Here is a 22,212-nt window from a genome sequence, read left to right as displayed (position 1 = left end):
TAAAATCGTAAAGATTTTATATTTAAAACTCGAAGCCTAAGTTACGAAGTTCTTGCCCGAGATCCGTCTCTTGTTTCACATGAATTGTTGCGAATCCCAAATCTTTTGCTGTTTCAATATTTTGGATATTATCGTCAATAAAAACAGATTCTTCAGCTTTCAGATTGTAACGTTTTAATAAAACTTGATAAATTTTAGGATCGGGTTTGATGAGTTTTTCGTCCCCCGAAACTACAATTTTGCCATCAAAAATTTTGAAAAAATCATAGTTTTCTAAAGCATAAGGAAAAGTTTCCGAAGACCAATTGGTCAAACCATACAATGGATATTTGCCGTCTAATTGTCTAAGAACTGCAACATTTTGAGGAATGTCACCACGCAACATTGTTGTCCAGTTATCGTAATAGGCGCGGATATCTTTTTCGAAAAGAGGATGCTCTCTGACAAGTTTTTCTGTGCCACGCTCCAGACTTCTTCCGCGATCTTGCTCCATGTTCCAGGTATTGGTTGCGATATTATTAAGAAAAAAATCCATCTCGCTTTGGGTTTCAAAATGGTTTTTAAAATAATATCTAGGGTCCCAATCCATTAAAACGCCTCCAAAATCAAATATAATATTTTTAAGTTTCATGTATGCAAAATATAAAAAAGACCGCTAAAAAACGGTCTTTTCAACTAAAAAAATAAACAACTATTTATCAATAGAACCCATTACTTTTTGTGCAAAAGCATTCAGGGCATCTTTTTCTGACAAACCGTTTTTAACTTCGTTGTGTACTTCTAGCGCGCCACAGATATTGGTAATCATTTCGCCAACAACATCCAATTCTTCTTCTTTCACGCTACGAAATTCACAGTAATTTTCTAAAACCTCCAAAGCGGTGTTAAGTTGCTCTGGTGTTTGGTTTTGATAAAATTGTCTTATAATTGGTAATTTCATATCTCGTATAATTTAAAATTGAAAAAAACTTAGGCTTTCAATTCGTTGAACAAATTGTTCAAACTTTCTGCTTGATTGGTTTGCACTTGATTTTTCAAAGCACCATTTTCAAAAGCTGCAAAAGTTGGAAGGTTGTCCACGTTCGCCATTTTTCTACTTTCTGGAAGTTTTTCTGCATCTACATAATAGAACGGAATATCTTCGTTTTCTGAAGCTAATTTTTTGAATTTTGGCTTCATAATTCTACAATTGCCGCACCATGATGCACCATATTGCACCATAACTTTTGGGTTGTCAGCAAGGATTTGTTGTAGGTTATCTTCTGTTAATTCTAAAAACATTTTGTTGATTTTTGGGTATTAAAAATGTGATAATTTGTAAATAATCATCTTCAGTCTCCATCAGCATTACAAATTATCACATTAGATTATTTCACAATAATTAGTGTTTTGCTAAGTATTCTGCTGTAGAGTTTCTGTCTGCTTTCATAGCGTCTTTACCTTCTTCCCAGTTAGCTGGACAAACTTCACCATGCTTTTGTACGTGCGTATAGGCATCGATAAGTCTCAAGAATTCTGCAACATTTCTACCAAGTGGCATATCGTTAACCGCTTCGTGGAAGATTTTTCCAGTCTCGTCGATTAGATAAGTTGCTCTGTAAGTTACGTTAGACCCTGTGAAGATTTCGTTTCCTTCATCATCAAAATCGATATCTTGATCAACAATTCCTAAAAGGTTAGCAAGATGTCTGTGTGTGTCCGCTAGGATAGGGTAAGTTACCCCTTCGATACCACCATTATCTTTTGGCGTGTTCAACCATGCAAAGTGTACTTCGTTGGTATCGCAAGACGCACCGATTACGATAGTGTTTCTTTTTTTGAATTCCTCCAAAGCTTCTTGGAAAGCGTGCAATTCTGTAGGACATACAAAAGTGAAATCTTTTGGATACCAGAACAACAAAACTTTTTGTTGGTTGTTAACCGCTTCTTCTAGGATGTTAATTCTTAAGTTATCACCCATTTCGCTCATCGCGTCAATTGCTACATTTGGAAATTGTCTTCCTACTAATGACATAATTTTTATATTTTTTAGTTAAACTTGTTATTAACAATTTGATGTTGTAAAGATAGTAAGATTTTATGTATTGAAAAACAATAATCAATTTATAAAATCTATCACTACGAATTTCTTTTAATTTTAAATATTTTGGCGCTTTTTCCGGCTGTCACTAGTCGCTTTTTTGTTCCGTCGCTTTTTCCTTTGCTTACAAAAAGAGCTCCAACAGGCCGTTCCATCCGGAGCGCACTCATTTTATTTTCTATATAAATATAAGACTTAAAACAAAGAAAACCAAACTCCTGAAGCCTGGTTTTATATGATATTTGTTAGTAAACATTTTAGTTTAATAAAACAATTTAGAATTTATTAGATATCTTTCGTGAATTCTTTTATTCTTCTCATGGCTTCAATCAGATCTTCTTCTGATGCGGCGTACGAGAATCTAATACAATTGGGATTCCCGAATGATGTTCCGCCAACACACCCAACATGAGCGTTTACTAATAAGGACATTGCAAAATCATCTGCATCTCTTATCAAAGTACCGTTGATGGTTTTTCCTATGAAATAAGAGATGTCTGGAAAGAAATAAAATGCACTTTTGGGAAGATTACATTTGAATCCTTTGATGTCTTTCATGAGTTCGTAGACTAGGTTTCTTCGTTTTTCGAAAGCATCAATCATATAAGACAAATCGTCTTTTGTCAAACCAAGAGCGACAATCGAAGCGCGCTGCGCAATGGTATTTGGTCCACTAGTAACTTGTCCCTGTACTTTATCGCAAGCTTTTGCTAGCCATTCTGGACAAGCCGAATAGCCGATTCGCCATCCTGTCATGGCGAAGGCTTTGCTCATACCATTGATAACTGCGGTTTGTTCATATATTTCTGGAAATTCTGCGATAGAAATATGCTTTCCTATATAGTTGATGTACTCGTAGATTTCGTCAGAAATAATAGTAATCTGTGGATATTTTGCAACAACTGTAGCAATTGCTTTAAGTTCTTCATAAGTATAAAAACTTCCAGATGGGTTACAAGGCGAGCTATAAAGGATAGCTTTTGTTTTTGGTGTAATCGCTTTTTCTAGTTGTTCGGCAGTCATTTTGAAATCTGTTTCTAAACTCGTTTCAATAAAAACTGACGTTCCGCCCATCATTTTTACCATTTCGTCATAACTTACCCAATATGGTGCAGGAAGAATAACCTCGTCACCATCATTGATGAGTGCAGAAAGGACATTCATGATAGATTGTTTGGCACCGTTGGAAACACAAATTTGTGTTGGCATATAGGTAAGATTGTTGTCACGCTTTAATTTATCAGCGATGGCTTGTCTTAGATCTAAAAAACCAGGGACAGGCGAGTAGTGGCTGTAATTGTCGTTGATGGCTTGTATCGCTGCTTGTTTCACAATTGTAGGAACATTGAAGTCGGGTTCTCCCAAAGTGAGGCTGATAACATCAATGCCTTCCGCCTTCATCTCTCTAACTTTATTACTCATTACAAACGTCTGCGAATAGCTAAGTCGGTTGACGCGATCCGAATATCTTTCCATTTTAAGCTTCTATTTTTTGCAAAGATATAGATAATTGTAATCAGTCAACAAGTGTTGATAATATACTCTAAAATTTCTAGAAAACGCCCTGTTTAGGAGGTGAGTTTTAGCAATTCTGATTTTAATCATGTGTCTTGCAGAGTTTTAAAAATGAGGTTTGTTTACAAAAACCCTGTTATTATTATGATAAATCTTATTTATTGTGATAAATATTTGTTTTAATAAAATTTTTAAATGCTTTTATTTAAAATTTAATTTTAAGCTTATTTTAATGCGTATTTGATAATCCTATAAATTTAATATTCTATTTTTGCAGTCCCAATTTTTATAAAACACTACGAACCTTATTATTTGATTATTAAATACAAATGAAAAAAATATCTTTTTTTATATCTACGCTTGTTGTTAACTTTTTTTTAGCACAAACATCAATAGCGGTATGGAATAAACAAAATTTTGCCCCAACTGTTAAAAATAATTTAGTTTCCGCGGAAAATATATTTTCTACAGTAGGAATATCTGCCGAGAAAGACAATCAAACTTTTTTTAATACTTCCGATTGGCCAACGCCAAATTATAATGATTTAACTGAAAAAACTTTAGATACCAATAAGTATGTACAATTTACAGTTAAACCTAAGATTGGAAACCAAATTAATTTGAATAGTTTCAATTTTGATTACCGTATGCAAGGCGGTTCTGCAAAATTAGAAATTAGATATTCTGTGGATCCTAATTTTTCGAATTATAAAGTGCTTGTCGAAGATTTGTTAATTGAGAATAAGTCTTGGGCAAAACTTTCATGTTCTGATTTTTCTGGATTACCTCGTCAAATAATTGTTTCTGGAAAAGCACTTTATGTGCGAGTTTATGTTTATCAAACCAATAATAGATTTCAAATAAAATACACACAGGATTCTGATGGCCCCACAATTCTAGGAACAGCGAAAGCCCAACAAGCTATTGTGCCAATTCCTGAAAACGATACGACTACAACAACTAAGAATAATGATGTTAATATCAAAATTCTAGATAACGATTTTTTTCAAACCACGACTAATGTTGTTATAGATACGGCACCAACTCATGGCGCAGTAAGTATAAATACTGACAATAGCATTACATATACACCAGAAGTATCGTTTATAGGAAAGGATTTTTTCTTTTACAGACTTGTAGATGCAAATGGCACTTCTAGCTTGGCTAGAGTAGATGTTGATGTTACAGCAGAGAAAACTATTTCAATTATACAGTGGGATAATTTGTCACTTTCTGCCCATGCACTTATCCCAGGCGTAATTGGAAAATCTGTAAAAGGCAATATTTTAGGTATAAGTGGTGATACGTGGAGCGAACCTATTTTTAAGATTTCTGGTTTGTCCAAACCTACTGAAGCTATAGATCTTAATAAGTATATTGAATTTACTTTTGAACCAAACGGAAAACAATTGGATCTTAAAAGCTTTGATATAGAATACCGTGCAAATGGAGGAACTGGTTATTTTAAAATGGAATATTCTAAAGATCCAAATTTTGCAACTGGAGTTAAAGTTTTAACATCAGAAATTGCTTATGATGACAAATGGAAAGCTTCTAGTTTTGACTTTGGTGCAGACGCAATTCTAAAACCTGGAGAAAAGGTATTTGTAAGGCTTTATCCTTATAAAAGTTATAACGACTTATTAATAAGATTATCAGCAAAACCTTTGTCTGGACCTTTAGTTAAAGCTATTGTGTCAAATTATAATGTAACAAGTTGGGTAAATCCAGCGCAACCTTATTGGGACAATGGAAAACCGAATCTGTTAAAAAATGCTGTAATTGTTGCCAATTATGACACTTCACTTTATGGATCGATAGAAGCTTCCAATATTACAGTTAATAGCGAAACGAAAGTTACTGTTAATAACAACGATTATATTAAACTTAGTAATGCATTAACCAATTTGGGAACTGGCGACAATATTGTTTTTGCTCCAGATGCTAATTTTTTACAAACCAACAACACACCTAATATTGGAAAAGTTACTGTAAAAAGAACAACCAAACTTCCAAAAAAAGGTTATAACTATTGGTCTTCGCCTGTTACAGGACAGAATCTTTATCAGTTTTCTGACGGTTATAACCAAGCTAGTAATCCTGCGAATCCACAAGGAACACCTTGGAATCAATTTTTTATCTATAATGAAAAAAATGATTATTTTGTTACATCAATTCCAAATGAGCTGAAATTAGACGCCAATTCAGAGTTTTTAAAATCTCGTGGTTACGCTATTCGTGGAAAAAACAGCTTTCCTACAGAAATTAATGCAACATCGCCAGAAGCCGAATTCAAATTTGTTGGTGTACCAAACAACGGAACGATAGAGTCCTATATTTTAAAATATACAAACGAAGATCATGGCTATAATTTGGTAGGAAATCCTTATCCATCAAATATTGATCTTGACATATTCTTTATCGAAAACGCAGATCTTATTCAGCCAATCGCATATTTCTGGACCAATAATGATATGAGTATCTCTACTCAGCAAGGTTCTCAATACAATGGTAATAACTATGCAATCTACAACAGAATGGGCGGTATCCCAGCCACTTATAAAGGTCTAAACAAAAATATCCCTAACATTTCTGTAAAAACATCACAAGGCTTTATCATAAAAGCTAAAGCTACAGGCCAAAATAAAGCACTTCGCTTTACCAATGCTATGCGAACAAAAGAGCAAGGTGTATTCTTTAATTATAAAGCAGCTGAAAAAAATAGATTTTGGTTAAATCTTAAATCAGAAGCGGATATCAATAACGAAATTCTTATAGGTTATTTGGAGGATGCAAGCAATGCTTTTGATGCAGACTTGGATACAGAGCTATTAGCAGTTGGTGAAGATGCAATCTGGAGCAATCTGGATAATAAACAATTAGGCATCCAGGCTAGAAGTTGGAATGATAACCAAGAAGATGTTGTTAAACTAGGTGTACAACTTTCTGCAGCTGGTAACTACAGTATTTCTTTGGGTGATGTGGAAGGAATTTTTAACCAAAATCAAAACATCTATTTAAAAGACAATTCGAATTCTCAAATCATAGATTTATCTAACAGTTCTTACAATTTTTATGGTGAAAAAGGAATTTATAATGAACGCTTCGAAATTGTTTATAAAAAGAAAGAAACAACTTTAGCGGTAACAGAAGCTCAAAAAGATGTTTTAGTTTACAAAAACAATGATGCTTTTGTCATTACATCAAAAACGGACAATATCGAAGAAGTTGAAGTGTATGATGCATTGGGAAGATTGGTTTATCAAACTAAACCTAATAATAAAGCAGCTCAAATTTCTTTGAATCAATTTGCAAAAGGCATGTTTATTTTGAAAATTAGTACCAAAACTAATACGTTAACAAAAAAGATAATCAACTAGTTTGGTTATCTTTTTAACGAAGTTTTTCCTTAATTTCGCAACATGTCTTTAGAACTTATTTTAAAATATTTCCCCGATATTTCGGAAACCCAGAAAGAGCAATTTTCAAAACTTGAAAATTTGTATAACGAATGGAACGAAAAGATAAATGTTATCTCCCGAAAAGATATGGAAAGTCTTTATGAGAAGCACATTTTACACTCTTTAGGAATTGCAAAAGTTATGACTTTCGCGCCAGGATCCAAAGTTTTGGATATCGGTACAGGCGGCGGTTTTCCAGGAATTCCTTTAGCGATTTTGTTTCCAGAAACACAGTTTACATTAATAGATAGCATTGGCAAAAAAATCACCGTAGTACAAGCGGTTGCCGAAGGTGTAGGATTGTCCAATGTCACCGCGATACACGGACGAGCAGAAAAACTAAAAGATAAATTTCATTTTGTGGTAAGTCGTGCTGTAACGCAGATGCCCGTATTTTTGCGTTGGTTGCATGGCAAGTTTGAGAAAGACCAATTCAATCCAAAACACAACGGCGTACTTTATCTTAAGGGCGGCGATTTGGGTGAAGAGTTAGCAGGCATCAAATCGGAAATTTTTCAACTGAAAAACTATTTCGAAGAAGATTTTTATGAAACAAAAAAAGTAGTTTATATCTCTAAAGGAAATATTTTTTAGTAATTTTAAACTATGAAAGGATTTATTAAAATAAGTTTTGCAGTGTTAGGCCTCGTTTTTCTACAATCTTGTAACAACGACGCTTACGAAATTACTGGAGTACAGGCTAGAAAAATTGACAGCGTTATTATAGATCAAGACACTATGACGATTTTTAATATGCAGCCAATTAAAGTGTTTTCGACTTATAATAAAGAATGCGAAGGCTTTTATGGTGTAGATTATATCCCTCAGGATTCTACAAGAACAGTTGTTAATTACGCCTACAAAAATAACCAAACTTGTCAAGAAGGCACTTACCGCGCTTTTAATTTAATCAGATTTGAACCTCAGAAAAAAGGAACTTATTATTTCAAATTTTGGCAAGGCAAAAATGCTTCTGGAGAGAATATTTGGCTAGAAAAACAAATTGTAGTGGAGTAGTTTTTACACAAAAAAAATAACTAAATTGAGACCTTTTAAAAAGGTCTTTTTTTATGAAATTTCTTGAGAAAATTGTCGAAGATTTGTTGTCTAAATTTTCAGATTTATCACAGCTTAATATCGTTTTGCCGGGTAAACGGCCCTTGGTTTTTATCAATCGGATTCTGAAAGAAAAATCCTACAACGGGATGTTGCCACAATTCTCGACCATAGAAGATCTTATCCAAGAATTGGCGGCAAAACAGCATTTACAAGGCATTGCGCTTCATTTGTTTGCTTATAAAATTTATCAAAATATTGATGCTTCAGAGGATTTTGGAAGTTTTCTAAAATGGTTTCCGACTTTGCAAAAAGATTGGGATGATATGCTGAAATTTACCGATGATAATGAGAAAGTGCTGCAATGGATGCTGGATGAAGAACGTATCAAAAATTGGGGCGAAGACTTGGGCGAAGAAGATAATGCACGCCGTAGAAATCTCAATTTCTGGAAAAAGATGAATGCGTTTTTACCATTATTAAAAACCGAACTCGATGCTAAAAATTGGGCGACTTCTGGCATGATACACGTCGCAGCAAAAGAAAAAATCCAGGATTTCGCAAAAGATACGCCGGCACAGTTTATATTTTGTGGGTTTAACGCCTTTACGCCTATTGAAGAAAGTGTGGTGAAAAATCTGTTGCATTGGGACAAAGCCATTTGTTACTTTCAGGCAGATTCTTATTATATTGAGGACGAAAGGCAAGAGGCTGGAAAATTTTTGCGAGAACATCTAAAATGGAAAGAATTTAATGATTCGCGGGTATTCAATTGGATTGAAAATGATTTCCAAAAGTCTAAAAATATTAATGTCTATGAAGTCTCAGGGAATATTGTTCAGACTAAGGTTTTACCCAAGATTTTTGAAAATATAGCGCTTGAAGATATTTCTAAAACAGCAGTTATTTTACTCGATGAAAACCTTCTGCCAGCAAGTCTGGATGCTATGTCGCAAGTAAAAAATCTCAATATTACAATGGGATTTCCGTTGAAGAATTTGTCTTTTAGCAACGCGATAAAAAAGCTATTTTATCTTCAAAAACAATTAGAAAAAAAAGCGAGTTCTTATTATTATGCAGATATTTTTCCGATTTTGCAAGAGTTACCAAATTCGGATGAAGATCAAAAAATCATCAACGATTTTATTGCGACCATAGAAAGCCGAAATATTGTTTACATTTCTTCCAAAATGATAATTGAGCTTTTAGGTGAGCTTAGCTATTTTTCTTTATTAAAGCAGCCTAACAATGTTATTAAATTCTTAGACGATCTCATTAAGTTTTGTACTGAACTGAAATTCAGAATTAATGATGACGATATTTTGTATGAAAATATTAGCCATTTTGAACAATCATTTAGAGTTTTAAAAAACCAGATAGAGCCTTACAAAATCCCTTTAAAAATGGAAACTTTGGAGGTTCTTATCAATCAATTGGTGAATACCGAATCGATAGATTTTCAAGGTGAACCTTTGGCAGGCTTGCAAGTTATGGGACTTTTGGAAAGCCGACTTCTTAATTTCGAAAACCTCATTTTGCTTTCTGTCAACGAAGGGAAATTACCGCTGGGAAATACCCAAAATACCTATTTGCCTTTTGATGTTCGTAAGAATTTTGGACTGAATACTTTTTTAGAAAATGACAGCATTTATGCGTATCACTTTTACCGATTAATTCAAGATTCTAAAAATGTTCATTTGTTATTTAATGCTTTAAGTTCGGGTGTTAACACTGGAGAAAAAAGTCGCTTTATTACTCAAATTGAAATGGAAAGTGCGCATAAAATTAATCATATTGTGGTTGATAATGCGTCCGAGCCTATTGTTCAGGAACTAATGAAAATCGAAAAAACAGAATCTGTCCTCGAAAAACTTCAAGAATGGAAGCAATCTGTGTCGGCATCACATCTTACAAGTTATTTGTATAATCCTGTTGATTTTTATCTAAAATATGTTCTAAAAGTCAAAGATACAGACGAAATCGAAGAAGAACTTTCTGTGAGAAATTATGGTAATCTCGTGCATTTTGCTGTGCAATATTTATATGAAGATTTCAAAAATAAAATTTTGACTTTGGACGATTTTAAAGTTTTAAAAGATAGAGTAGAAGCTTCCATTTTGCATGCCATTAAAACCTTAAAGCATGAAAAAGAATTTTATGAGCGCGGGATGAATTATGTCCATCGTCAAATAGCAGAACGCGTTATCCGAAGCATTTTGCAGTATGACGAAAACCTGGTGAAAAACGGTTCTTCTTTAGAAATTATCGAACTTGAAAAAAATGTAAAAGCTGAATTTTTTATTAATGCTGAAAAAACAGATTCGGTGATGTTTAACGGTTTTATTGATAGGATAGACCGTCTGGACGGTGTTGTAAGAATTATTGACTATAAAACTGCAAAGATTAAAAAACTGAACCTGAAAGTTAAAGATAAAACCGAACAATTGGAAACTTTGTTTTATAACGAAGATTATAAACAAGCCTTGCAATTGTCCATTTATAAATATGTTTTGCAACAAGATGAAGATTATAACAAAAACGTTTTAGAACCTGGCATTTGGTCGTTCGCGGAGGTTAATAAAGGCGTTGCTTCTTTAACCGCAGACGATTTGGATGACTCCGAAATTGAATTTTCCATAGCTTCGCTCATTAATTTAATTCTGAATCCAGAAATTCCTTTTGAGGAAAAAGAACATACAAGTTGGTAATAACCTCGGCTTTTCAATTGAAAAGCCGAGGTTGTTTAGTTCTTAATAATTTTTTGACTTATACTTTCTTTAGCAGTATTAATTTTTACAATATATTGACCGTTGTTAAGCTGCGACAAGTTTAATGATTTTGAAACCAATTGTCCTGCTAGATTATAAACTTCTATGCTTTTAATCTCATTTTCGGGAATATTGGTTTTGAAAATACCTTTGGAAGGATTGGGGTAAATAAAGTGTTTACCTAATTTTTCATTTGACGAATTTGCAAGAGTTGACGAGTTTTCCAAATAACGAATCTCAATTGGGATGGTTATATTATTTTGTTCAATAGCAACAACATCCAAAACTGGGAATTTGTAATCCTGATGAAACCATTGGTAATTAATTGTTTTAATACTTCTTTGTTGTGTTCCACTGTTTTGAACGATTGTAATTTGTTGATCAGAAATTGTTTTTAGTCGCAAAACATTTGAAAATGTTTGATTATTAATTACAAGATTACCATAACCATCGACAACATTGGTGCGCGTTCCGGTTCCGTTGATTTTAAATAAAAAACTCTGTTCCATAGATTCTCCATCATAAGAAAAAGCTTCTGTATAGGAATCATTATAATTCATTGGGAATTTGTACATGACATCTGGCTGTTGATAATTGAGCGTCAATACAATTTCGTTACCAGAAGAATTCATTTTTAAACCCAACATTTTGGTGGAAAAATCAGAATAAGATTTATAGTAATGAGCAAAAAGATCCTCTAAAGTACTATTTGTTCCTGCTGGTTCTGGATTGTTAATTAATTTTTGAGCGACATTAAAATTATCACTAAATTCTACATCGCAATCCGATGTATAACCCAAAGATTGGCACCAAAGATTTTTAAAAACACTTGTAGATGGGTCTGCATAAGCGATTTGCTTGCTCGATTGATTTTGAACCGCCGCAAAATTCCATTGAAAATTAGCACCTGTTGCGGCAAAATTAAGACTGGTAGAGGTGTTTCCTAAATGGTAATTGGCTTGGTCGCTTACATTAGCATAATTAGCGGCAGTATAGGTCATCTGCGCTTTTACCAATGACAATATCGCCATCAGTAAAACTGAATAAAATTTTTTCATGATAAATAGTTTTTAGTTTGTTATAAAGATAATAAAAATCTACTTTTTTTTATATCTCTTTAAAATGAAAGTATTACAAATGAAAACTATTAAATACATCAATTAAACCTAAAATATCTGAAAATCATGCAAAATTATAGAATGATAATTTTTGTCATTGTCTAATTTTAGAGCGGTTCAATAGAATTTTAAAAATTAAATATTGAATAGAATTTATAAAAACCAAATTGAAATAATATTAAAAAAATAGTTTAAAAATCACTGAATTCAGTTATAAAAAAACTGCAGAATTAATAAAAATTCTACAGTTTTAATGATGTTTTAGAAATTATTTTCTCCTTTAAAAAGCATTAATCCCCGTAATATCCATACCAGTGATTAATAAATGTACGTCGTGTGTACCTTCGTAAGTAATTACAGATTCTAAATTTGCTGCGTGACGCATCATCGGGAATTCTCCCATGATTCCCATTCCGCCTAAGATTTGACGAGATTCTCGTGCAATATCAATCGCCATTTTAACATTGTTTCTTTTTGCCATAGAAATCTGTGCAGGAGAAGCTTTGTGCTCATTTTTAAGCTTTCCTAATTGCAAACAAAGCAATTGTGCTTTAGTAATTTCTGTTAAAAATTCTGCTAATTTTTTCTGCTGCAATTGATAAGAAGCAATTGGTTTCCCAAATTGTTTGCGCTCCAAAGCATATTGTACGGCTGTGCAATAGCAATCGATTGCCGCTCCAATGACGCCCCAAGAAATACCATATCTTGCCGAGTTAAGACAGGATAGAGGGCCTTTAAGACCTTCAACATTTGGAAGTAGATTTTCTTTTGGAATTTTCACATTATCAAAAACTAATTCTCCAGTTTTGGAAGCGCGAAGCGACCATTTGTCTGTCGTTTCGGGGCTTGTAAAACCGTCCATACCGCGTTCTACAATTACGCCACGTACTTTGCCAGCTTCATTTTTTGCCCATACCACAGCAATATCACAAAGCGGCGCATTGGTAATCCACATTTTGGCGCCATTAAGAAGGTAATGATCGCCATTGTCTTTAATCGTTGTTTCCATGGAACCAGGATCTGAACCGTGATTAGGCTCTGTAAGACCGAAACTTCCGATCATATCACCAGTTGCCAATTTTGGAAGATATTTCTTTTTTTGCTCTTCGGAACCGAATTCGTTAATAGGGAACATGACCAAAGAAGATTGTACCGAAGCAGCAGAACGAACTGCTGAATCGCCACGTTCTAGCTCTTGCATAATGATTCCATACGAAATTTGGTCGAGTCCAGCGCCGCCATATTCCTCAGGAATATATGGGCCCAAGGCACCAATTTTTCCTAATTCTTTCATTAGATTTGGAATATCGCGATGTTCTTGAGCTGCTTTATCAATTTGAGGCATTACAAAACTTTCAACCCAATCTCTAACAGATTGTCTAATGAGTTTGTGTTCTTCGGTTAAAAGATCATCCATCAGATAATAATCTGGAATGTTTGAAAGTGGATAATAAGACATATATTTTGATGTTTTGGTTAATAAAAAATTGTTTGTCGAAAATAAGCTTTTCTTGACAAATTCAAAAATTAATTTCTAAAGAGGTTCAAAATCAAATTTAAACGGCATACATCTCACTATTTCAAAACAGCCTATAATTTATATTATGTTAAATAGTGTATTTAACAAATTGATTTTCAATAAATTGTAATTATTTACAATATTATTGAATTAGATATTATTAAAATTTCCTAAGTATAATTTCTCATTTGATTATATTTTAAAAAATAATGCTGACTTTTGGTTTGACACTACTATGGATTGTCTTGTATAAGAAAAAATATTTTTCTCGGCAATGTCAGCCTTGGTATTTTACATAAAGGATTAATTTTTTAATTCGTTATTAAACGTTATTCATTTTTTTAATTAATAAAAAACAATTATGAGTAATCTATTCATAAATATTTATGAAGTTGAGATTAAATAACATATTGTAAGTTTATTTTCGAGCAATTAGCAAAATTAAATTGCAGTTGTAGCTTTTGTAGAAAGGTTCTAGCCTATTTGCAAAGTGAAAATTTGAGCAAAAAACGATTTTGAAAATATTTGTCAAAAATTATTAAGAAATAATCCTTTCCAAACTAATACAAAACAACTCATATTATTAACTAGATTCATTTTAAATTGTTAACGGAATTGGTTAATCTTTACGATCTGTCTTCAATTTTTCGTAAATTACAGGTGTGAAAAAAACTTAATTTCATCGCAATTAAAGCTTTTGTCAATATCTTTCTTTTTAATCAAGTTTATTGTCAAATACGCAAATATTAACCAATTTAAAAATTAAAAAATATGAAAAAAGTAATGTTATTGGGAATGGGTGTTATGCTTTTATGGAGCTGTAATAATGCTTCTGAAAAATCAACTCCTGAGCAGGAAACAAAAACAGAACACCATCATGATGAAAAAACAGACGCTGTTGAACTGAACAATGGAGAAAAATGGATCGTGAACGAGGAAATGAAGCCTTATGTTTCAAAAGGCGAAGAATTGGTAAATGCTTATATTCAAAACCATGAAACCGATTATAAAACGCTTGCCAAACAACTGAATGAACAAAATGAACAACTCGTAAAAAGCTGTACTATGGATGGAAAAAGTCACGACGAACTTCACAAATGGCTACATCCGCACCTTGAAACAGTAAAAGCTTTGGAAAATGAAACCGATGCAACAAAAGCCAAAGAAATGCTTTTACAATTACAAAATTCTTATCAACAATATCACCAATATTTTAATTAATATTTTCAGTAATGAAATCTCCACAAAAGTTCACCATCTTTCATCGAATATTACATTGGCTAATGGCTTTTGCAATGCCCGTTTTATTCATTACCGGATTCCTACGCATGTATTGGATGAATAAAAATGAAATTACAGGAATCATCGCAAGTAAAACATCAGCAATCCCCAAAGAATTGATGACGGACATAGCTAAAACAATTCGAGAACCCATGTGGCAATGGCACGAAATTTTTGCAAATGTGATGATTGTTGCATTCCTTGCAAGAATACTTTATATGCTCACAAAAGGTATTCGTTTTCCCAATCCGTTCAAAAGCAACCAACCGTTTAAAGAGCGTTTACAAGGATTTACTTATGTGTACTTTTATTTTTTTGTTTTTATTGCAGCCATTACAGGAATCTGTATTGAAAAAGAATTTTTTACCCCATGGAAAGATGGGATAGAAACCGTACACAAATGGGGAGTTTATGCATTCCCGATTTTTATAGTTTTTCACTTCGTTGGAATAGCTATTGCGGAGTTTTCTTCTAAAAAAGGTATTGCTTCAAAAATGATTGGCGGCGATTAAAACATCAACTAAAATTTATATTATGGCAACATTTGAAAAAGAAATAATTTTCAATCTCGAAAATTCAATAGAATACACTAACGGAGGTGTTATTAGCAAGCAGGTTACAAAATCACTTGGTGGAAATTTAACCTTGTTTTCGTTTGACAAAGAGCAAGGTTTATCGGAACATAAAACACCTTTCGACGCAATTGTGCAGATTTTGGATGGTGAAGCGGAAATAACAATTGGTGGAAAACCTCATCATCTAAAAAAAGGCGATTGCATCATTATGCCAGCTAATATTCCGCATGCACTAAAAGCTGTTGAACGTTTTAAAATGCTGTTGACGATGGTACGACAAGAGTAAAAATGGAAGACGATAAATTTTGGTATACACGATTTTATAAGGGAGAAAAGGAAAATCCGTTTGATCCTGATGTAAAATATTGGGCGTATAAATATTGGTTTTATGAACAAGATTATTTTGTAAATAATCCAAACCCCAACGAAGAAGAATTTAAGGATTTTATGATTCGTGTAATTTCACATATTGCTGATTACTTTCATGCTCCCTTTTCAAAATCATTAAAAGATTATTTTGAGGATTAAAAAAACTGCCAATAATAGTATTGGCAAAATGCAGGGTTCTGGGAAAAGTTGAACTACTCCACTTCTTTATTTTCCATTATTTTCAAATTTCACTTTTTTGAGTAACTTAGTTTCATTGAAAAATAATGGCTAGATTTGATTGTGCTTGAACTTTCGGTTCTCTGGATTCTGGCACTTCGCCAATATTTTTTTAGTTATAATTTCAAAAAAAAATGACCAAAAAACTACTGATATGAAAACAAAATTACTTTTTCTTCTTTTTCTTTTTTTGACAACTAAATTATCTTTTGCACAATTAAATTGCTATCAACAAAGTAATAATTTGCATCAATATTACGCAAAACTGGAACATATTTCTAATTTGAATATAGGCTTCGATAAAACTGATTTTATAAATTATGTTACCACCTATTCAAATCTGACCACTGAAAATCTATCAATATTAGATACAGATGTAATATCCGTTTCAAAATCCTTCCCTTCCTCGCAAACAGCTTTTTTACAAAATGTTGTTAGCATAGATTCAAATTCTGACATTTATTCAATATTATTGAACTCTAATAATTCAATTTCAACAATTGAATGTAGAAATAATCCAATCCTTTTAAATACTCCGGATTTTGAATTAAATAATCTAAAATTTGCCGTTACAAAAAATCCAATTGATGAGAATTCAAAAATTATTGTTCACTCAAAAATTAAAAATTTCATACTTTTAATCAGCAATTCTGTAGGACAAACTATTCACAAAAAACAATATACAATTGGTGAAAATATTCTTATTAATTCACTGGTAAAAGAAAAAGGTTTGTATATATTAACTATAATTGATGCGGAAAAAAAACACGCTCAATCTTTGAAAGTTGTTAAATAAAAGATTAAAGCTAAGCTTGACAAAATATGCAAAGTGAAGATAAGATCCGTCTTTTAGATTTCTGTTTCTAGTTATATCAGCAATATCATATTCCCTCTTGTTCCACCCTACGATGATGTGATGGAGATTTTTCACAACAAAAATTCTCTTAACAAGGGACAAACAGGATCGTTTTAATCAACTTGCCCTTCTTATCAAATGTAAATTGCCATTGGTTATCCGATTCGGCGCCGTCGGGAATGGAAAAACTTTTAACCCGTTTTCTTCATCATATACCATCCAACTTTCTTTTTTATAGAAACAATTTTTTAAATCTTCGCGTGTTGTGTTTTCGTTAATTGTTCCTTTATCGGTTTGCATACGGAATTCCTTTTTAAACTGAATTTCTACTAATGCTGCATCATTTTGGTCGCTCAATTCAAATTGCAAATCAGCATAATCCAAATAGCGGGTAAGTCCTTCATCGAAATAAGCCCCACATTCGGGTTGTTCTTTGGGTGTGCTAATTTTGCCTTTTCCCAACAGCTTTTCATATTCCTTTGCGGTGGCCGTTAGGGGAACTAAACTATTTTCAGGGGTAAGAATTTCAGCAACATACAAATATTCCCGTTCTACATTTTCTGTTTTGTGCAATGCCGTAAAAGTATTGATGAACTTTCCGTTTTTTAAAAGATATTCTGCTTGAAAAGGAGTTAAACTTTCATTTTTATTGCCCACCCAATTTCCTTTGATAATACCGTTTTCAATTTTATCGATTTCCAAAAAACGATCTTCTGCAAAAATGTTCGCATCCAATTGTCCGCCGTATTTCCACTCTTTATTTTTGTTTAAAAATGCTGCAAAATGCGCATCGAAATTGTTTCCGCGACCTCTTCCCTCTATTGAAAAAGCAAGCAAGACATCCTCTATTTCATCCCCATCCAAATCGCCCCGAAACAGTCGATGCAGATTATTCCAGGCGAAATGTTTTTCAGTTTCCAAACCGAGGTCTTTCAAGAAGGTTTTATCGGTTTTCAATTGTTCAAAAGCTTGGGAAATAGCGACGCTATCATTGGCTACAACTTCGGTTTCTGCCTTTTGGGGTTCAAGGTTTTCTGTTTTAGACGAAGATTGTCCGCAGCTCGTCATCCATCCCAAAATTCCAAAAATTAATACGGCTAAAAAATGATACTTTTTCATTTGATTTTTTGTTTTTAATAAAAATTTAGATTTTGTAATTTATCCTTTTAACAATCGTTTACTACCAATAAATCGGCTACTTTTTTCAAGGATTTTTCTGGGTCGTTTTTATCGGAAAGAAAAAAGAAAAGATGCTGACTTTCATAGAAATCAGGCAAATTGAGAATCAAATCAGGCAAACCATCATTGTTTAAATCACCTGCCCAAACCAGTCGGGGTGTAGCATATTCCATGTTTTCGATAGTGGCGAGTTCCATTGAATTTTCATCCGTTCCAAAAGACAATCGATAACCCGAAATTTTGGTGTTATTGTCCAGTTCTTCGTTGGTTTTCGATTTTAATTCAGCACTGGTCATTATCTGTCCTTTTTCATCCAGACAAGAACCCATCGGTGATAAAAGATATTTTTTTCCATTGAAATTAAACGAAACAGTATGCTCGGGAAACAGCATTTTATCTTCCAAAACCGTAACCGGATTTTCAGATAAACCTTCAAACGGCGTGAAGAATAAGGCCGCATCTTCGTGTTGGGATTTAATAATCATGACTTCTTCGCCCACGCATTCGTCACGTCCATAAGTGATTTTCAATTCCGCTTTTCCGATGTGCCATTTTCCTGTATTTACATCTTTGTATATTTCGTACCAATCTTTTTCTTTTACACCTTTCGGATAGCCGTGGCTTTCCTTTCTGTATTGTGTGGGCAAAAGGATGTCTACATTTAGAGGAAACGGAAATGCGGTTTCCTCTGTTTGAACAATTGCCAATGTATCATTTGAACCGGCTTGTTTTTCGCTATTTTCTGCGGTTTTATTTGTTTCATTTTGACAAGAAAGAAGACCCAAAATGCAAATGCACAACGAAATCTTGACTAAATAATTAGGTATCTTCATTTTCTAATTTTTAACTTTAAAACGATAACTGCCCGTGATATACTGATCGGCGTTTTTGTTCCACACTTTAAAATCGGTTTGATACACTTCATAAATGGCCGAAGCCGCCGGAATGCCCATCTTCAGTGAAATAACTTTTGCAGTTTCTTCAGGAAGTGCATCGTTTCCACCAAAAAGATCGGCTCCTTCCAAAGGAACCGGACGGTTGGCGTCATGAACCTGCTCAATCGCTCCAATTTGTACTTTCCCGTTTTCTGCTTTCCAACCCGATATTTTTAAAACCAATTTAAAGCGTTCATCAGGTTTTACGGTATTTTCATCGGAAATTATCTCGCCGCTTTCCAGCATCAGAAAGGCGCTTTCCACTTTTACACCACCGGTTTCTTCCCATTGAATTCCGTTGCGAATTTTCTGTTCGCTATTGCTTACTGTTTCCATGTTATCTACTTTATCATTATTTGTTTTTGTACTGAAATTACAGGCTGCAAGGCTGCAAATCCCCAAGAATAGTGCAGCTTTTGAAAAGATGTTTTTTGTTTTCATTGTTTTATTTTTAAAAAGTTTATTTTAAATTTTTTTTCACTTCAAATATCACTTTGGTAAATAGATTCCCTGTTCGCGCGGATTGAAATATACCTTGCAATTTTATTTTTTTGTTCTCCCAAACTTTAAAAACCATTTTTTTATCGGAACTGTACACCTGAATTTCTGTGATGTTGACAACCGTTTTATCCGCCGTTTCGGGATCTTGCGGATCTGTATCACCGTACACATTGAAAGGATAATCAGGTTTTAAAATATACACCCAAACTTTTTCATCTTTTTCGGGCGTTTTGCCATAGTTCGGGCGTCCGTAAAACATCTTTTTAGTAAGCGTTCCGCTGATGACGGATGTTTGAGGTTCAAACTGATAAACGCCGGGCAGATTTTGAATTTCTGTAAAACTAATTTTCCCAAATTCTTTCGTGGTCAAATGCGTAACGTCTTTGGACGGTTTGGTATCGAAAACTGAATAATGTTCCACATCAAAACGGTGCAACCACCAGTTTTTCTGCGCCACATCGTATTTGAACGTGATGTAGCGTTGGTCGAAATGATTATCGCCCACCGGCACTTTTTGTTCGATGGTAAAATAGCCGTTTTTAACGACCAGTTGCAGGTTGTTGGGATTGAAGGATTCATCTACAGCCATCAGCTTATTGTTGGTTTGGGCGGTATTGTAGGTGCCATTTTTTTGCTGAAGCAACAACTGAATGTTGCATTGGTTTTCGTTGAAAGATAGCAGTACCGCATCTTTTTTCCATTCGTCTGCATTCAAATCGCCTTCGGCAAAAGCGGCCAATTGAAAGCCATCGGGAATGTATTTTCCAAATTGCGGTTGGTCTTTATCAAAGAATATTTCATTGTTTTCCACGGAATGAATGCCCGCTTTTTTCAGAATTAATTCTTCTGTGGCGTCTGAAAAATTGATTTTTCCGGTTTGTGCCGCTGTGATTTTCTGTCGTGCTTTTAAGTCTTCTACACCGTGATTTTTAGTGATGGAAGTATATTGTTTAAACAGGTAGTATCCATCTTTTGTCTTTTCAAATGTGATGGAAATATCGGACAATGAACTTGAGCTACCAATGGAATAATCAATGGACAAAACCGTTCCCGAAAGTGAGGGATAATTCCCTCCCGAAACACCGTATAGCTCTTTGCTCATCATCAAACCGCTGTTTTCGGCAATTTGGGTGAGTTTTCCTTTTTCGTTGTGCAATAGAATCAATGTTTCAAAATCATTGAATTCATCGGAAATCAATTCCAATAAAATATCACCGGATTGTTTTTTCAAACCATCACCCGAAGTGTTGGCAAGCGTGTATCCTTTGGGAATAAAAGGTTGCAGTTGCTTTTCGCTGATTTGAGCATTGGAGGTAACGATGCCCAAACACAATAATTGAAGTATAAATAAAGTTGTTCTCATTGATTTAATAATTCTTTAGCTCTTTCTGGACTTCGGTCAAAACAGATATTGGTACTGTCTTTTGGGTCGTATTTTACCGCAACATTTTGTCCGGGTTGGATTTTGGGAATGTCTATCATCTGCGCCATTTCTTTGAAAGTAACGGGCCAGGTTTTTCCGTCTTTGGTTACGATATCGGCATCGATAATTACTTGATAATATTCGGTTAAGCCGTAAGTGATTTTCTTGTTTCCTTGTCGCAATTGTTTGATCTGAGCAACGGCGGGAATGCCATCCTTAATGTCTTTATCCACCTCGCAAGAGCCGAACAGCGCGAGCGCAAACACCAAGACTAATGCCTTTATTATTTTTTGTGTCTTTGATTTTATGTTCATAGCGATTGGTTTTTATTCATCGTTTTTAGTATTTCACTTCATCATTTATTTATTTGTAAGCCTTTGTTCAAACAACGATTTCTATCGTATTGCTGTCGATAATACTTCGGAAAGCTTTTACCTTATTCCGATTGTTTTCATCATACATCACTTTGAATTTTAATCCGGGTTGAAATGCGGCTGCCTGAAAGTTAGGAATGTGTTCCACCATTTTTGTTTGCCAGGTTTCGCCTTTTTCATTGGTAACGCTTACCTCCATTTTCAACACAAAGCTTTTGCTTGCCATACCGCTTGACATTGTAAAATTTGCAACATCACATTTTAAAATAGTTGCAACAGCAGGTACACCTTTATTGCTGGCGTTTTTTCCTATGCGACGCAGGAAGAGAAAAATAATCAACGGTATGAAAACCATGATCGCACAAAAAATGTAAATGCCTTTTAGCATATTAAAATAGGCTAAAACGAAAAAGCTTAATGCTATTAAAATCAGCAGTGTTAAAATTGTTTTTTTCATTATTTCAATGTTTAGTTTGATCAATGACCACTTTGCTTTTGTTGTTCGGATCATATTTTACGGCAAACTGCACTCCGGGCTGAAAAATTCCGACCTGTGTAATGGGAAGCATCTGTTCTATTTTTGTCGGCCAGGTTTCACCTTGCGGATTGGTAACATTCACTTCAATGACAATCGAATAAAACTGATTGGCTCCCGCACGCATCGACATTCCTGCTTGGTAGCTTTTGATTACGGTAGCCGTTGCAGGCAAGCCATTCGGAATATCTGCGGGTTTTAAGCTGCCCAGAATCCAGCGTTGCAAAATATAAATCAGCAGAATGATGAAAATGACGAAGCCGATGACGATAAACCAGAAACTTCCTCCAAAAATTTGGTTAATGGTATCGCCAATCCCCGTTTCTTTCATGGTGAAATATATAGAACCCAGCGCAACAGCTCCAATTCCCAAGCCCATTAGCAAGGACGTATTGGTGAACTTTTTTGAGAAATTATTGTTTTCCATCAT

The 22,212-nt window shown here is 34.0% G+C and carries 23 protein-coding genes; 9 read left to right on the top strand and 14 right to left on the bottom strand.

All coding sequences use genetic code 11. The features are described 5' to 3' along the window. Positions 1–22: 22 nt before the first annotated feature. From G6R40_RS03390 to G6R40_RS03370, 5 genes are all read right to left on the bottom strand, one after another. The gene (locus G6R40_RS03390) at positions 23–631 is read right to left on the bottom strand and encodes an HAD family hydrolase (protein WP_165131564.1); all 609 of its coding nucleotides are present in this window, start codon (positions 629–631) and stop codon (positions 23–25) included. A gap of 60 nt (positions 632–691) precedes the next feature. Next, positions 692–940 (bottom strand): DUF6952 family protein, encoded by a 249-nt coding sequence (locus G6R40_RS03385; protein ID WP_165131561.1) that lies wholly within the window; start codon positions 938–940, stop codon positions 692–694. Between the two features lie 29 nt (positions 941–969). After that, on the bottom strand, positions 970–1,281 hold the full coding sequence (locus tag G6R40_RS03380; RefSeq protein WP_165131558.1) for a thioredoxin family protein: 312 nt from the start codon (positions 1,279–1,281) through the stop codon (positions 970–972). 100 nt (positions 1,282–1,381) lie between these two features. Beyond that, the gene (locus G6R40_RS03375; protein WP_165131555.1) at positions 1,382–2,014 is read right to left on the bottom strand and encodes a peroxiredoxin; all 633 of its coding nucleotides are present in this window, start codon (positions 2,012–2,014) and stop codon (positions 1,382–1,384) included. Between the two features lie 351 nt (positions 2,015–2,365). Beyond that, positions 2,366–3,556, bottom strand: coding sequence for a pyridoxal phosphate-dependent aminotransferase (locus G6R40_RS03370; protein ID WP_165131552.1), 1,191 nt, complete (start codon positions 3,554–3,556; stop codon positions 2,366–2,368). A gap of 368 nt (positions 3,557–3,924) precedes the next feature. Between G6R40_RS03370 and G6R40_RS03365 the strand changes: the two genes are divergently transcribed. The 4 genes from G6R40_RS03365 to G6R40_RS03350 are packed head-to-tail and all read left to right on the top strand — an operon-like array spanning position 3,925 to position 10,820. Next, positions 3,925–6,975, top strand: coding sequence for a T9SS type A sorting domain-containing protein (locus G6R40_RS03365; protein ID WP_165131549.1), 3,051 nt, complete (start codon positions 3,925–3,927; stop codon positions 6,973–6,975). 42 nt (positions 6,976–7,017) lie between these two features. Beyond that, positions 7,018–7,650, top strand: coding sequence for a 16S rRNA (guanine(527)-N(7))-methyltransferase RsmG (gene rsmG / locus G6R40_RS03360; protein ID WP_165131546.1), 633 nt, complete (start codon positions 7,018–7,020; stop codon positions 7,648–7,650). 12 nt (positions 7,651–7,662) lie between these two features. After that, positions 7,663–8,073, top strand: a complete 411-nt coding sequence (locus G6R40_RS03355) for a hypothetical protein (RefSeq protein WP_165131543.1) — start codon at positions 7,663–7,665, stop codon at positions 8,071–8,073. A gap of 53 nt (positions 8,074–8,126) precedes the next feature. Further along, positions 8,127–10,820 carry a PD-(D/E)XK nuclease family protein gene (locus G6R40_RS03350; RefSeq protein ID WP_165131540.1) on the top strand — a complete coding sequence of 898 codons (2,694 nt, stop codon included), beginning with the start codon at positions 8,127–8,129 and terminating at the stop codon, positions 10,818–10,820. 35 nt (positions 10,821–10,855) lie between these two features. On the opposite strand, the gene G6R40_RS03345 is transcribed toward G6R40_RS03350, so the two are convergent. Together G6R40_RS03345 and G6R40_RS03340 are read right to left on the bottom strand one after the other, a co-directional pair. Next, positions 10,856–11,938 carry a T9SS type A sorting domain-containing protein gene (locus G6R40_RS03345; protein WP_165131537.1) on the bottom strand — a complete coding sequence of 361 codons (1,083 nt, stop codon included), beginning with the start codon at positions 11,936–11,938 and terminating at the stop codon, positions 10,856–10,858. 340 nt (positions 11,939–12,278) lie between these two features. Next, positions 12,279–13,457, bottom strand: a complete 1,179-nt coding sequence (locus tag G6R40_RS03340; protein ID WP_165131534.1) for an acyl-CoA dehydrogenase family protein — start codon at positions 13,455–13,457, stop codon at positions 12,279–12,281. Between the two features lie 831 nt (positions 13,458–14,288). Between G6R40_RS03340 and G6R40_RS03335 the strand changes: the two genes are divergently transcribed. The 5 genes from G6R40_RS03335 to G6R40_RS03315 all read left to right on the top strand — a co-directional run bounded on the left by G6R40_RS03335 (position 14,289) and on the right by G6R40_RS03315 (position 16,775). Next, the gene (locus G6R40_RS03335; RefSeq protein WP_165131531.1) at positions 14,289–14,738 is read left to right on the top strand and encodes a hypothetical protein; all 450 of its coding nucleotides are present in this window, start codon (positions 14,289–14,291) and stop codon (positions 14,736–14,738) included. An 11-nt stretch (positions 14,739–14,749) separates the two neighbouring features. Next, positions 14,750–15,310, top strand: coding sequence for a cytochrome b/b6 domain-containing protein (locus tag G6R40_RS03330; protein ID WP_165131528.1), 561 nt, complete (start codon positions 14,750–14,752; stop codon positions 15,308–15,310). A gap of 22 nt (positions 15,311–15,332) precedes the next feature. Then, on the top strand, positions 15,333–15,659 hold the full coding sequence (locus G6R40_RS03325; RefSeq protein ID WP_165131525.1) for a cupin domain-containing protein: 327 nt from the start codon (positions 15,333–15,335) through the stop codon (positions 15,657–15,659). A gap of 2 nt (positions 15,660–15,661) precedes the next feature. Then, positions 15,662–15,901 carry a hypothetical protein gene (locus G6R40_RS03320; RefSeq protein ID WP_165131522.1) on the top strand — a complete coding sequence of 80 codons (240 nt, stop codon included), beginning with the start codon at positions 15,662–15,664 and terminating at the stop codon, positions 15,899–15,901. A 232-nt stretch (positions 15,902–16,133) separates the two neighbouring features. After that, positions 16,134–16,775 carry a hypothetical protein gene (locus G6R40_RS03315; RefSeq protein WP_165131519.1) on the top strand — a complete coding sequence of 214 codons (642 nt, stop codon included), beginning with the start codon at positions 16,134–16,136 and terminating at the stop codon, positions 16,773–16,775. Positions 16,776–16,952: 177 nt separating this feature from the next. Here the strand turns inward: G6R40_RS03315 and G6R40_RS03310 are convergent, their stop codons facing one another. The 7 genes from G6R40_RS03310 to G6R40_RS03280 form a co-directional block, all read right to left on the bottom strand. After that, entirely contained in the window at positions 16,953–17,954 is a 1,002-nt protein-coding gene (locus G6R40_RS03310; RefSeq protein ID WP_165131516.1) for a hypothetical protein, read from the bottom strand. A 47-nt stretch (positions 17,955–18,001) separates the two neighbouring features. Continuing rightward, positions 18,002–18,847 carry a hypothetical protein gene (locus G6R40_RS03305; protein ID WP_165131513.1) on the bottom strand — a complete coding sequence of 282 codons (846 nt, stop codon included), beginning with the start codon at positions 18,845–18,847 and terminating at the stop codon, positions 18,002–18,004. A 3-nt stretch (positions 18,848–18,850) separates the two neighbouring features. Continuing rightward, entirely contained in the window at positions 18,851–19,390 is a 540-nt protein-coding gene (locus G6R40_RS03300; RefSeq protein ID WP_165131510.1) for a hypothetical protein, read from the bottom strand. A gap of 19 nt (positions 19,391–19,409) precedes the next feature. After that, positions 19,410–20,813 (bottom strand): hypothetical protein, encoded by a 1,404-nt coding sequence (locus G6R40_RS03295; RefSeq protein ID WP_165131507.1) that lies wholly within the window; start codon positions 20,811–20,813, stop codon positions 19,410–19,412. Continuing rightward, positions 20,810–21,187 carry a hypothetical protein gene (locus tag G6R40_RS03290; RefSeq protein WP_165131504.1) on the bottom strand — a complete coding sequence of 126 codons (378 nt, stop codon included), beginning with the start codon at positions 21,185–21,187 and terminating at the stop codon, positions 20,810–20,812. The genes G6R40_RS03295 and G6R40_RS03290 overlap by 4 nt, the downstream gene beginning before the upstream one ends. Positions 21,188–21,254: 67 nt before the next feature. Beyond that, complete coding sequence (locus G6R40_RS03285) at positions 21,255–21,704, bottom strand: hypothetical protein (RefSeq protein ID WP_165131501.1); 450 nt, start codon at positions 21,702–21,704, stop codon at positions 21,255–21,257. Between the two features lie 4 nt (positions 21,705–21,708). After that, entirely contained in the window at positions 21,709–22,212 is a 504-nt protein-coding gene (locus G6R40_RS03280; protein ID WP_165131498.1) for a hypothetical protein, read from the bottom strand.

The organism is Chryseobacterium sp. POL2 (genome assembly GCF_011058315.1).
Taxonomy (GTDB): Bacteria; Bacteroidota; Bacteroidia; order Flavobacteriales; family Weeksellaceae; genus Soonwooa.
The sequence above is the reverse complement of the archived record's forward strand: the minus strand, read 5'-3'. Positions and strand labels throughout refer to the sequence as shown.